Below are 12,254 nucleotides of genomic sequence, written 5' to 3' on the forward strand. Positions count from 1 at the left end.
CTGAGGGCGGCGAGGGCTGTGGCGAGGCGCATGAGGCTCTGTCCTGTTCTGGCGCTTCCGGTCGGCGAAGATGTTTCATGTCCGGTAACGGCGATTTCAAGGCGCGCTCCGGTTTAAACCGCGTTAAGGTGCAATCTCTTTTGGTGCAATCCGGGGCGCGAGAGCGGTTATCCTCCTTGGCGGACTTCAAGATCAGGACTGATGCCCCCGACGGGCGTGAGACGCTCGATGCCCTTGTGGAAGCTACCGCCCGCGAGGATCGCGAGGCGTTTGCAACCCTGTTCAATTTCTTTGCCCCGCGGGTGAAGGCCTATCTGCTCCGGCTGAACGCCGATGACGCGCTGGCCGAAGAGATTGCGCAGGAAGTCATGCTGACCGTCTGGCGAAAGGCAGGGCAGTTTGACAAGGCGCAAGCCTCTGCCTCCACCTGGATTTTCCGCATTGCGCGCAACAAGCGCATCGATGCGGCCCGCCGGCTCTCCAAGCCTGCGCTGGAGCCGGAAGAGCCTGCCCTTCAGCCGCCTGCGGAAATGGCCCCTGATGATGCAGCCCATGCCAGCGCCCGCGATTTGCGCGTGCAGGCGGCATTGAAGGACCTTCCTTCCGAGCAGCTCTCCCTGCTGCAACTGGCTTTCTTTGACGGACTTTCGCATAGCGAGATAGCTGCCCGCCTAAGCCTGCCGCTCGGCACGGTGAAGTCCCGCCTTCGCCTTGCCTTCGACAAATTGCGAAAGCATTTCGATGCTGACGATCTCTAAGGGGGCTTGCATGCGCCCGGACTGCGATAAACTATCGGTGAACCCTTGAAGTGGTATAGGCCCGGTCAATATCCGTAGCGACCAGCGGCCGCCTGAAACGTGACTGACGCCATGACACACCAGAATCTCGGTGACGAAATTTTCTCTGCCTATGCCTCGGGTACCCTGTCAGGGCCGATGCGGCTTCTCCTCGAAACCCAGAGCCAGCTTGATCCGTCGGTCGCGCGCCAGCGTGATGATGCCGAAATGGCAGCAGGGCTGCTGCTCAGCGTCAGTGAACCTGCGCCGCTGCGCGCCAGCGCGCTTTCGGAGATTTTCGCCGTCGTCGACGCCGAGGCCGGCGGCCTCGGTGAAGCCGGCGCGAGTGTTTCCCCGTCCGGCCGGCAGTCTGAAAAGGCGGCCCGCATGGCATCGCGTGGCCTGGACGAATTGCTGGCCCTGCCCGACGCGGTACGCGATCTGGCACTGGAAGCCGGTGGAAACTGGCAGTTTGCGGGTCCCGGCGTTCGCGTGATGGAATTGATGCGAGAAGGCGAGGCGAAAGCCGAGCTGATCCGCCTGGAGCCGGGCCGCGGTGTTCCGCGCCACACCCATGACTGCAAGGAGTTCACCCTTGTCCTGTGCGGCGCCTTTGACGACGGGCTTGCCCGCTATGGCAAGGGCGAGATGAGCATTGCCGATCCGGACATCGAGCACCGTCCTGTGGCCGAGGCGGGCGAGATCTGCATCGCGCTTGCCGTCACGGACGGTCCGCTCGCCTTCACCGGTCCGCTGGGCTGGGTGCAGCGTGCGCTTGGCGGTATGAACTGAGGCGGGCACTCGCCTGCGGCATTTGCCCCGCTTCCATTCCGGGCCCTTTCGGCTAGGGTCGGACGCATGAAAACCCCGTATATTTTCGATGGCGATGTCGTGATTTCCGGCGGCGGGCTTGCCGGCCTGACGCTGGCGCTCGCCCTGCACCGGGCCGGTGTGAAGACCGCCGTGGTCGATGCCCTGCCGCTTGATACCCGGCTGGCAGACAGTTTCGACGGGCGCGCCTCGGCGCTGGCCTACACTTCCTGGCGGTTGCTCGAACAGGTTGGCGCTGCCCGGCATCTGGACGGCAAGGCGCAGCGTATCGAGGATATTCTGGTCGTGGACGGGCGGCCGCTGGACGGGCTCAAGCCCGGCGGGCCCGGCGTTGACAGCCTGCATTTCGACCGGCGCGAGATCCATCCGCGCGATGAGGATGAACCGCTCGGCTATATGGTGGAGAACCGCCATACCCGTCAGGCCATGGCCAAATGCGCCGAGGAGGCCGGGCTGACCGTTCTGGCGCCACGCCGGGCGCTGTCCATGACCGCCCATCCTGGCCACGCGGAGCTGCTGCTTGATGACGGGGATGCAATCCGGGCGCGGCTTGTGGTGGCCTGCGACGGCAAGGTGTCGCGCCTTCGCGAGGGCGCCGGCATCCGCACGACAGGCCGCCAGTACGGCCAGTCAGCCATAGTGCTGACGGTTGAGCATGAACTGCCCCATGCGGGCGTCGCCTATGAATATTTCATGCCCGGAGGACCGTTTGCCATCCTGCCGCTGACGGGCAATCGCTCCAGCCTTGTGTGGACCGAGAAGGATGCTGCGGCGCGGGCGATACGGGGCCTGGATGCCGAGGGTTTTCAGGAGGCGCTGGAAGCGCGCTTTGGCGACTTCCTTGGTGCGGTAAAGCCTGCAAGCCCGGTCCATGTCTATCCGCTGGGCCTGATGCTGGCCGAACGGTTCGTCGCCGACCGTCTGGCGCTGGCGGGTGATGCCGCGCGCACCATCCATCCCATTGCAGGGCAGGGCTTCAATCTGGGCATTCGCGATGCGGCCGTGCTGGCTGAAACCATCGTGGACGCGCTCAAGGCCGGGCTCGATCCGGGATCGCAGGCGGTGCTGGCGCGCTATGAGCGCTGGCGCAAGACCGACTCGGCTGCTCTGGCGCTGGGCACCGACATGTTCAATCTCCTGTTCTCCAATGACAATACGGCACTGCGTCATGTCCGCGGCCTGGGCCTGTCCCTGACCAATGCCATTCCGGTGGCCCGGCGCTTCTTCATGCGCACGGCGGGCGGAGAGACCGGCGATCTGCCGCGTCTTCTCAAGGGCGAGCCACTCTCGCTGTGAACATTCCCGAAAATGCAGAACGCCTCCCGGCGGGGGACCGGGAGGCGTTCCATTCAAGCGTGCCGTCCGGGGGGAGGGACTGACAGGCACGCTGTCCGGTATAGACCTGTTGTCAGTGAACGCTGACCGGCATGGCTCCATGCCAGCGGGCAGCGGCGAAGGCGGCGTCGCGGTCGGCAAAGAGACCCACCCGGCGTCCGTCCTCATCATGAATAGCGTATAACTGCTGATCGGGTTCCAGCGTCACGCCATCAATTTCAATCGCATTGCCAGGCTGGACCTGCTCGAACACCTCTGCCGCCGCGATTTCGCGGACATAGACCGTCGGTGCCGGACCGGTTTCACCCTGTTCGATATGTTCGGGGGTCATGACAGGGACCTCCTTTGTTCATGGCCTCGAAAATAGAGGTGGGGGACACGCATGCGCGGTTCAAGAGGCAGGACAGCACAAGCCGGCAAGGCATGAAAAAGCCCCGCCAGCGGGCGCTGGCGGGGCATTCTCACACTGGCTGCACCGGCAAGGCCGGCAGTAATCAGCCGGCCGCGCGGCCGAAAAGTGCGCTCAGGGCGGCGATGCGGGCCGCATCGCGTCCCTCGACGCCTTCCACCGCGGCTGCAAGGTCACGCGACAGGCGGCGCAGATTGCCGCGATTCATGCGTCCATCGGCCCAGCGGGCGACTTCGCTGCTGGCGCGTTCCATGAGCCGCTCTTCCACCGCTTCGCCGCGGGCGAGCTGGTCGAGATAGGCCTGGGCCACGACGGCGCTGTCTTCCCACACGATGCGGGTCTGGGTCTGCGGGTTGACCTCGGTCTCCATGACAGCTTCGGCAGCGGCAAGCTCCGCCTCCGACAGGTGCTCGCCAGCGGTCAGACGCAGCACGTCGAGGCCGCGCGCGATCTCGCTGCCGTAAATGCGGCCGTTATACCAGTAGGCCGACCAGTAGCCCGCAACAAAGAGATCGTCGGCATCGACCGGCCCGCGGTCGAAATAGGCAATCTCGAACGGCGCTTGCGGGTCGGTGAAGTCCATCACCGAGATACCGCCCTGGTACCAGGCCTGCACCATGATGTCGCGGCCCGGCACCGGAATGAGCGAGCCATTGTGGGCGACGCAGTTCTCCGAGGCGCCCTGAACCGAGGGAAGTTTGTAGAAGCGCTGGCCGCGCAGGGTGTTGTCCTCGATCGTGGCGATCAGGTTGGCACCCCAATTGGCCGGGTCCTCGGCGCGGCAGCGCGCTGCAACCCCGCCGCCCCACTCATCGGTGAACACCACCACATCGCCTTCATTGTTGAAGGTGGCCGAGTGCCAGTAGGCCATGTCCGGATCAAAGATGTCGGAGATACGGGCCGGATTGGCCGGATCGGTAATGTCCAGCAGAATGCCATTGCCGCTGCACGCACCGCCGGCAAGGTTCAGCTCGGGATAGACCGTGATGTCGTGGCAGTGATTGGTCTGGGCCGTGCGCTGGCTGGCAATGCCCATCTGGCCACCCTGCCAGAGACCGGCAATCTCCCCCGTCTCGCGGTCGGCAAAGATGCGCGGGCTGGAGATCAGCTCAGCCGTTTCCGGCGCATCCAGCGGCACGCGGATGATGTCGATCGAGTAGAGCGAGGTTTCCGGGTTCTCGCCCGGCTGGCCGTCAGAGCAAAACTCCAGCTCCTCGCCTGACCGCACCGGCTGGGTGCCGGAATTGTAGACATAGAGGATGCCTGAATCGTTTGGATCGGGCACCAGCGTGTGCGTGTGCGAGCCACGGCAGGTCTGCACCGCCGCGATCTGGCGCGGGGCGGTAATGTCGGAAATGTCGAAAATGCGGATGCCGCGGAAACGGTCCGGATTGACGTCGCCTTCGGCCGATTCAGAGCCGCAGTCGAGGCGTGCGCGGTTGTGCTCGACCGACAGGAAAAGCAGGTCGCCGTGGACGGACACATCGCCCTGACCGCCGGGGCAGACGACCGCCGAGACAAGCTCGGGCGATCCGCTCTCGATGTCGTAGATCAGGAAGCCGTGATAATTGCCCATGATCACGTGATTGCCCTGGAAGGCGAAATCGGTGTTGGCCATAGCCAGAGGCGTAAACGGCGGCGGGGGCGGCGCTTCCTCGCCATTCTCGCGGGCCGTGCGTGCAGCCACCATGGCGGCCATGAATTGCTGCGGCGAGAACAGGGCGCGCTCGTCAAAGAAGGCGTCGATCGGGCGCACATTGTGCTCCAGAGCCATGTTCCAGCTGGCGCTTTCCGCCTCGAACAGGCCGCCGCCCAGCGTGGTGCGTTCATCCTCGGCCGGCGCGCCGCCGGACTGGGCACTGGCCGATCCCAGTGCAAGCATCAGGGCGCCAAGCGCGGCTGTGCAGTGAAGCATGTGTTTCATCGGTCTGGTCTTTCCCCGTTTGCGCAGATTGTCTGCGTCTAGTGATTATGGTGGTGGTGATGGTGACCGGAAGCGCTATCGCCTTCCGGCTCGCCGGCTTCGGCTGGCATTTCTGCCAGCATGGCCTGCATGCGCAGGATTTCGGCCGTCTGGTCGGCGACGATATGGCCGGTGAAGTCGGACATGATGATGTCCTCGGCCGCCCCCGGCTCGGCAATCAGCTCGTCCACCATGAGAAGCGCGCCTTCATGATGGTGGATCATGCCTTCCAGGAACAGCCGGTCGAACTGCGCGCCCTCGGCGGCCTCGAGCGCGCGCATCTGGTTTGCTGACAGCATGCCGGTCATCAGGGGCACGTCGTCCGGATCGGTTGCTGCGTGACCGGTGTGGCCATGATGGCCGGCATGGCTGTGGTGGGCATGCAGATCGTCGGCTTCCACAGCTTCGCCGCGCTGTTCCAGCCAGCCGCGCATCATCGTCATCTCGTCGTCTTGCGAGCGGGATATGCGGCCCCCCAGGGCGATAAGCTGAGCGTTGTCCGTGCGCCCCTCGATCAGCGCAACCATGTCCACCGCCTGCTGGTGATGGACGATCATGTGCTGCATGAAGCGGGTATCGGCCTCGGTATGGCGGGTGACGCTCAGCGCACGCGACTGCTCTACGCTGATCTCGCGGCTCGGCTCCCCCGGAGCGCCCGGTTGCAGGATGGGCGGGCCGGAAACGGCATTGATGGCCAGCAAGGCCAGTGCGGCGCTGATCGGTAACACGAATATCTCCCCCGGTTCTTCAAAGACCGTTGCGGGCAAACCCTAGTCCGGGCGATGTGCGGGGCAAGTCCCAACTGCGTGATCGGGTGCGCGTGGCGTTCGGGTGTGACCGCAGGGCTGCTACCGGCAGATGCGGCGGGGCAAGGCAAACGCGATCCATTCGCCCCAGCCGATACCATTGTCCTCAATAATGATTTCGGTCTCACCGCCCCTCTCTGGCAAGGCAAGGCCGATCCAGTGGCCATTGGTGAAAACGGCTTCAGGCCTTGCGCCATTCACCCATATTGTCAGGCCGTCCCGTCCCGGCCCGGTCAGCACCGGCAGGACGGTGTCCGGCGGGATGGAGGACAGGCGCAAGGTGGCGGTTGCCGTTGCTGCGTCACTGCCCAGCCAGCTGCCAAAAGCAGTATCATCAAGCCTTGCTTCGCCGTGAAACCCGTCTTGCGAGAAACTGCCCTCGACCTGCGCGGCCAGCGGATCCGGGCACCAGGCGGCTTGAGGCACCATTTCGGGCAAGGGTGCTGCCCCCGCCGGGTCGATCCAGACAAATCGGTGATCGAGATCGAAATTGTAATGCACCATGGAGTGCGGCAGGTGCTCCAGGCGTGCGCTTCCCGGATCATGCAGGCTCGCGTGGGGGGCATCGATCAGCCAGCGCCGGACCGACCGGCTGAACGGATCATTGAGGCTTTTCAGCTCGACCAGAGCTGCCGCATTGCCGCGGCTTCCGGCCAGTAGCCGCGCCGGATCACGATAGGCATCCCAGCCATTGACGATCCTTGCAGACTTTCCGGTCTGCACCTCGAGAAAGCTGCGCGTGACCGTGTGGTGCAGCTGGCGTTCTTCAAAACTCTCCCCTGCCCTGAACACGGCAAGGCTCGCGAGAGCGGGCTGTATCGCCAGAACGAGAAGCAGGCCTGCGAAGGCGGTTGACTGCCAGCGCACGTTCAGCCGGCCGGCAAGCTGCACGACCGCCCACGACGCGAGAAAGGCCAGGACGGGAATGAAGAGCGAGATATTGCGGGCGAAAAAGACCGGCTTCAGCGCGAAATAGCCGATGATGACAAGCGTGGAGATGGCGAGGAAGGCGATGGACCACTGGCGCGCGCGAACCGCCAGACCGGTTGCCACCAGGGCAAAGACAAGTGTCAGCGCCCCCAGATGGCTCTGCGTCTGCAAGATCGCGTGACCGGCACGGGTGAGGAGGCCCGCATCGGGCCGCCCGAAAGGATAATGCGCATTGCCATACTGCCCCAACAGCGCGGACATGCCCTGCACCGTTCCAGACGGGTCGAGAAGCGCGTGCGGCGCACCCAGCGCAATGCCGGCAAGGCATCCCGCCAGCGACAGGGCGGTCAGCAGAAGGCCTGTGCGCCAGTGTGCCCGCAGAGAGGCGGGGTCCGGGGTCAGCGGCAGGCGCAGGATCATCATCAGCGCCAGCGCCTGAAGCCAGACCAGAACGAGCGAGAACTTCGCCGCAATCAGAAGCCCGCCGCACAGCCCCACCATGATGGCAGACACCATGAGGGGCGGGCGGTGCCAGACAGCCGCTGCGAGCGCCGCGGTGTAGAAGAGGTAGATGAAGGCTTCGGGCCGGATGGAGACCGCCTCTGTGAGAAACTGGTAGGAGAGGGCGGTCAGCACCACCGTGCCAAAGGCAGCCGCAGCGCCTCCCAGCCTGCCAGACGCCAGAAATCCCAAGAGCAGCGCCCCTGCCGCAAACAGGATCGGGACATGGCGAAAGCTGATGTCTGCCAGAGGTTCGGCGTCGAAGATTTCGCCCGAAACAAGTCCATAGGCCAGAATGGCTGCCGAAAAATTGTACTGGGTGGAGGGGTAGGATCGCGCGACGCTCTCCACATCGGCCCAGTTTGTGTCGAGCGTGTCTTCGGCTGAAACATGGTCCAGAACCGCGACGACGATTTCCTCGTCGATGAGCGGGCGGTCTATATGGGCCGCAAAGGCGTGCGCCCAGGCCATGAAAGCGAAGATGATGGCAAAGGCCGCCAGCAGCCACGCCTCGCGGCGATCCTGCCCGGGTTCGGTCGGGACCATGATCAGTCTTCCCAAGCCTGCCGCTACCGGAATTCGTCAAGGCCAATCCTAGACGCGTCCGGACGCCCCTGTCCAAACGGCCAGACCCGTCTCAGGGTTTCATGGCAATCTGGTGGGGGCCATCCTCGGCCTTTAGCGGCTGCACCGGATAGATATCGAGCGTGCCGTCCCAGGGGCGCAGAACGCTGGCCGGATCGGCCCCGCCCATCCACGCTTCGCGCGCATCTGCGTTAAGAATGGCCGGCATGCGGTCATGGACCGGGGTCATCTGGGCATTGGCTGCACAGGTCATGATCGTGAAGCTCCTGACCGCTTCGCCATCCTTCATGGCGCTGGCCCACAAACCAGCGAATACCAGCAGCGGCTCGTCCGCATGGCGGATGAAGTGCGGCTGGCGCTGACCCTTGGGTCCGGTCCATTCGTAAAAGCCCAGCGCAGGAACAAGGCAGCGTCCGCCGTTCAGAAGCGGCGCATAGAGGCGGGAGGTCTCAACGCCCTCGGCGCGGGCATTGAAGGTGGAAAGGCGCTTGCCCTCCATCCAGGGCTGCCAGATGCCCCAGCGACCGAACTCCAGTGTGCGCTGGCCGTCGGTTTCCCTTGCGAAAGGTGCCGTCGAGGTGGGGGCGATATTGAAGCGCGGTTCCAGATTGGAGGTCAGCGCCTCGCCGGTCAGGTTCAGCCAGAGCCGGTATTGCTCCCACGTCGTGTTGCCGGTGGCATAGCGTCCGCACATGGCCGTTTCGCCTTTCCTGCCGGTCTGCTCCGGCCTGTCACAGATGGAGCATGGCCGCGAGCTGGAAAAAGAAAAGCCCTGCAAGAGCGCTCTTGCAGGGCTTGTCTGGTGGAGCCAGGCGGAATCGAACCGCCGACCTCTTGAATGCCATTCAAGCGCTCTCCCAACTGAGCTATGGCCCCGGTATCTTTTTCGATGGCGGATTGGGGTCCGCCGGATCGGGAGCGCGGAAACTAGTCAGCTTGCGCGCGCCGATCAAGAGGCAAACGCAATTGCTCTGCGTCTGCCGGACAAGCCCTCATCAGGGCGTGTCATCTTCCTCGTCATCAATGCCGATATCGGCATCGAACGCATCATCTTCCTCGTCGTCGAGGAGGATGCCGTCATCGTCGTCGTCGTCGTCGAGATCGGCTTCCTCGTCGGAGAATCCGTCCAGATCGTCGTCGACTGCAGCGGATTTGCCCTTCACCGGGGCTTCGTCCTCATCGCCGTCCTCGTCATCGCCCAGATCGATGGGCTCCTCGTCGAGCTCGGGCGCGTCATCGTCGTCATCATCATCGTCGTCGCTGTCATCAGCGTCGGCGAGATCGGCATCATCTTCATCCTCGTCATCGTCGAGGGATTTGCGCGATTTCGATTTCTTGTCCTCTTCATCGTCCATGGGCGGCGCAGGTTTGCGCGCCTTCTTGGAGATGACGACAATCGGGTCATAGACCGTGCCGCATTTCGGGCAGACGATCGGATCCTTGTTCAGATCATAGAATTTCGCATCGCAATTGCCGCAGATGCGCTTTTCACCAAGGTCGGCTTTGGGCACAGGGACACCCCGTCGATCAATTTTCAAAAACGGCGCGCCTGTTGCCACGTCCGCACCGCGCTGTCAAAACCCGATTTTCAGCCCGTTACAAGCGCGAAAGTCAAACCCATGGTTTCCAATGGCAAAGCCGGTGTGCAGCCGACTGTATCCGGTGGGCGTACATCGCGAAAACCGGTCAGTTTCGAAGGGCAGTGCGCGGCTTCACCCGACAAGTCGATCTCGCACCGGGCCATCATGCTGGCGGGCATGGCTGAAGGCACGAGCCGTATCGAGGGATTGCTGGAAAGCGCGGACGTGCTGGCAACGGCTGGCGCTGTGCAAGCGCTGGGCGCGGACGTGAAGCGCGGCGAAGATGATATCTGGCAGGTGACGGGCCGAAAGACCTGGACCTCGCCGGCGGGCGATCTCGACCTTGGCAATTCAGGCACCGGTGTGCGCCTGCTGATGGGGGCCGCGGCCCGGTTTGATCTGACAGCGCGCTTTACCGGTGATGAGAGCCTCTCCTCCCGGCCCATGGAGCGGGTGCTGGCGCCCTTGCGCCTGATGGGCGTCACGGCAGAAGCCGCGTCCGGCGGACGCCTGCCCGTCACGATGACCGGACGTGCGCACCTCAAGGCCATCGAATACACCCCGCCTGTTGCATCCGCGCAGGTGAAAAGCGGGATCCTGCTGGCGGGCCTCGGCGCGGACGGGGAAACAATCGTGATCGAGCCGCACGCGACGCGCGCCCATACCGAGACACTGGCTCCGGTCTTCGGTGCAGACATGGACATGGAACGCGACGGCGCGGCCCTCATTGCGCGGGTGCGCGGCGGCAGGGCGCTTAAGGCCGCTGACATCCATGTGCCGGGGGACCCGTCTTCTGCAGCCTTCCCGCTGGCGGCTGGGCTGGTGGCCGGGACGGGACCGGTGACGGTGACCGGCATCATGACCAATCCGGCGCGGTTCGGGCTCTACGAAGTGCTTCAGGCCATGGGCGCGCAGATGACGATCAATCCTGCGGGCCAGCGCGCAGGCGAGGCTCTCGCCGATATCACGGTGCGTCCCGGCACGCTGAGAGGCATCGAGGTGCCGCCAGAGATCGCGCCCTCCATGATCGATGAATACCCTATCCTTTCCGTGATCGCGGCGTGCGCCGAAGGGGTGACCCACATGACGGGGCTGGCAGAGCTCCGCGCCAAGGAAAGCGACCGGCTGGCGGCCTCTGCGGCGTTGCTGAGCGCGAACGGCGTGAAGGTGGAGCTGGGCGAGGACAGCCTGACCGTACACGGGATGGGCGCTGGCGGGGTGCCGGGCGGCGGTCTGGTGAAGACGCTGCACGATCACCGCCTGGCCATGGCGGGGCTCGTCCTGGGCCTTGGCGCGAAAGAGCCTGTGACGGTTGATGACGTTGCCATGATCGCGACGTCCTATCCCGGTTTCTTTGATGACATGGCGGGTCTGGGCGCGGTGATCGGTTGAGGCGCGGCGCCCCCGCGCGCTTGCGCTTGCAGCCCTGATGGAGTAAGGACGCGCGCGCTCCGCATTAGCCCTTGTGGCAGGCGGGGCGTTTAACCGGGCACGATTTCGTCATCGGCCCTCCGGCTCCTCCAACCCCTTTCTTCCTCAAGATAGTCGGGCCCGGAGATGCCGGGCACCGGTGACGGCTTGCGTCCACACATCAACAGTTCCGGCTGCAATGGAGCGTGTTCTCCAACAGCAGCAAGACCGCCGGAGACAACCGGCCGGCCGGAATACACAACGACCAAGCTGGAGACTGACCTTTCGCATGAACGCTACATCTTCCTCTGCGGCTAGCCGCGACGATTTTGCCTCAATGCTCGAAGCGAGCCTTGCAGGCCGTGACCTTGTAGAAGGCACCGTGGTGCGTGGCACCGTCACCGCCGTCGAACACGACATGATCGTGATCGATGTCGGCCTGAAAACCGAAGGCCGTATCTCGCTGCGCGAGTTCTCGGGCCCCGGTTCGACCCTCCCGAAAGCCGGTGACGAGGTCGAGGTCTATCTCGAGCGCATCGAGAATGCGATGGGCGAAGCGGTTCTCTCGCGCGACAAGGCACGCCGCGAAGAGGCCTGGGACCGTCTGGAAAAAATGTTCGAGGCCAAGGAGCCGGTCAACGGCGCCATCGTCGGCCGCGTCAAGGGTGGCTTCACGGTGGATCTGGGCGGGGCTTCTGCCTTCCTTCCGGGCAGCCAGGTGGACATCCGTCCGGTCCGCGATGTCGGCCCGCTGATGAACAAGGAACAGCCGTTCGCGATCCTGAAAATGGACCGTCCGCGCGGCAATATCGTGGTCTCGCGCCGCGCCGTGCTGGAAGAGTCGCGCGCCGAGCAGCGCGCCGAGCTGGTCGGCAATCTGGCCGAGGGCGAAACCCGCGAAGGCGTCGTGAAGAACATCACCGATTACGGTGCGTTCGTGGATCTGGGCGGTATTGACGGCCTGCTGCACGTCACCGACATGAGCTGGAGCCGCGTTGGCCATCCGAGCGAAGTGGTCGAGGTCGGCCAGACGGTGAAAGTCCAGATCATCAAGATCAACAAGGACACTCAGCGTATCTCACTGGGGATGAAGCAGCTTCTCTCCGACCCGTGGGATGCCGTGGCCGC

11 protein-coding genes and 1 tRNA gene are annotated in these 12,254 nt (G+C 64.2%); 5 read left to right on the forward strand and 7 right to left on the reverse strand.

Annotation, left to right across the window (positions count from 1 at the left end; genetic code table 11):
- The first annotated feature begins 176 nt into the window (after nucleotides 1–176).
- The 3 genes from ACTS2Z_RS07495 (at nucleotide 177) to ACTS2Z_RS07505 (ending at nucleotide 2,903) form a co-directional block, all read left to right on the forward strand.
- Complete coding sequence (locus tag ACTS2Z_RS07495) at nucleotides 177–758, forward strand: sigma-70 family RNA polymerase sigma factor (RefSeq protein WP_442572594.1); 582 nt, start codon at nucleotides 177–179, stop codon at nucleotides 756–758.
- Between the two features lie 111 nt (nucleotides 759–869).
- On the forward strand, nucleotides 870–1,568 hold the full coding sequence (locus ACTS2Z_RS07500) for a cupin domain-containing protein (RefSeq protein ID WP_442572595.1): 699 nt from the start codon (nucleotides 870–872) through the stop codon (nucleotides 1,566–1,568).
- Between the two features lie 66 nt (nucleotides 1,569–1,634).
- A complete protein-coding gene (locus ACTS2Z_RS07505; protein WP_442572596.1) occupies nucleotides 1,635–2,903 on the forward strand; it encodes an FAD-dependent monooxygenase in 1,269 nt (422 codons plus the stop codon).
- A 112-nt stretch (nucleotides 2,904–3,015) separates the two neighbouring features.
- Here the strand turns inward: ACTS2Z_RS07505 and ACTS2Z_RS07510 are convergent, their stop codons facing one another.
- From ACTS2Z_RS07510 to ACTS2Z_RS07540, 7 genes are all read right to left on the reverse strand, one after another.
- The gene (locus ACTS2Z_RS07510) at nucleotides 3,016–3,273 is read right to left on the reverse strand and encodes a DUF1150 family protein (RefSeq protein WP_442572597.1); all 258 of its coding nucleotides are present in this window, start codon (nucleotides 3,271–3,273) and stop codon (nucleotides 3,016–3,018) included.
- Between the two features lie 163 nt (nucleotides 3,274–3,436).
- On the reverse strand, nucleotides 3,437–5,275 hold the full coding sequence (locus tag ACTS2Z_RS07515) for an LVIVD repeat-containing protein (RefSeq protein WP_442572598.1): 1,839 nt from the start codon (nucleotides 5,273–5,275) through the stop codon (nucleotides 3,437–3,439).
- A 38-nt stretch (nucleotides 5,276–5,313) separates the two neighbouring features.
- Nucleotides 5,314–6,042 carry a DUF305 domain-containing protein gene (locus tag ACTS2Z_RS07520; RefSeq protein WP_442572599.1) on the reverse strand — a complete coding sequence of 243 codons (729 nt, stop codon included), beginning with the start codon at nucleotides 6,040–6,042 and terminating at the stop codon, nucleotides 5,314–5,316.
- A gap of 120 nt (nucleotides 6,043–6,162) precedes the next feature.
- The gene (locus ACTS2Z_RS07525; protein ID WP_442572600.1) at nucleotides 6,163–8,097 is read right to left on the reverse strand and encodes a hypothetical protein; all 1,935 of its coding nucleotides are present in this window, start codon (nucleotides 8,095–8,097) and stop codon (nucleotides 6,163–6,165) included.
- A 91-nt stretch (nucleotides 8,098–8,188) separates the two neighbouring features.
- Nucleotides 8,189–8,830 carry an SOS response-associated peptidase gene (locus ACTS2Z_RS07530; protein ID WP_442572601.1) on the reverse strand — a complete coding sequence of 214 codons (642 nt, stop codon included), beginning with the start codon at nucleotides 8,828–8,830 and terminating at the stop codon, nucleotides 8,189–8,191.
- Between the two features lie 106 nt (nucleotides 8,831–8,936).
- Nucleotides 8,937–9,012, reverse strand: a tRNA-Ala gene (locus tag ACTS2Z_RS07535).
- A gap of 119 nt (nucleotides 9,013–9,131) precedes the next feature.
- Nucleotides 9,132–9,647 (reverse strand): TIGR02300 family protein, encoded by a 516-nt coding sequence (locus ACTS2Z_RS07540; RefSeq protein WP_442572602.1) that lies wholly within the window; start codon nucleotides 9,645–9,647, stop codon nucleotides 9,132–9,134.
- Between the two features lie 108 nt (nucleotides 9,648–9,755).
- Here ACTS2Z_RS07540 and aroA point away from each other — a divergent pair, with 108 nt between their 5' ends.
- Together aroA and ACTS2Z_RS07550 are read left to right on the forward strand one after the other, a co-directional pair.
- Nucleotides 9,756–11,108: a 3-phosphoshikimate 1-carboxyvinyltransferase gene (gene aroA / locus ACTS2Z_RS07545; protein WP_442572603.1), complete on the forward strand. Its 1,353-nt coding sequence runs from the start codon at nucleotides 9,756–9,758 to the stop codon at nucleotides 11,106–11,108.
- A 307-nt stretch (nucleotides 11,109–11,415) separates the two neighbouring features.
- Nucleotides 11,416–12,254: S1 RNA-binding domain-containing protein (locus tag ACTS2Z_RS07550; protein WP_442572604.1), on the forward strand; the 839-nt coding region annotated here is incomplete at its 3' end.

This window comes from Glycocaulis sp. (assembly GCF_052168375.1).
Lineage (GTDB): Bacteria > Pseudomonadota > Alphaproteobacteria > Caulobacterales > Maricaulaceae > Glycocaulis.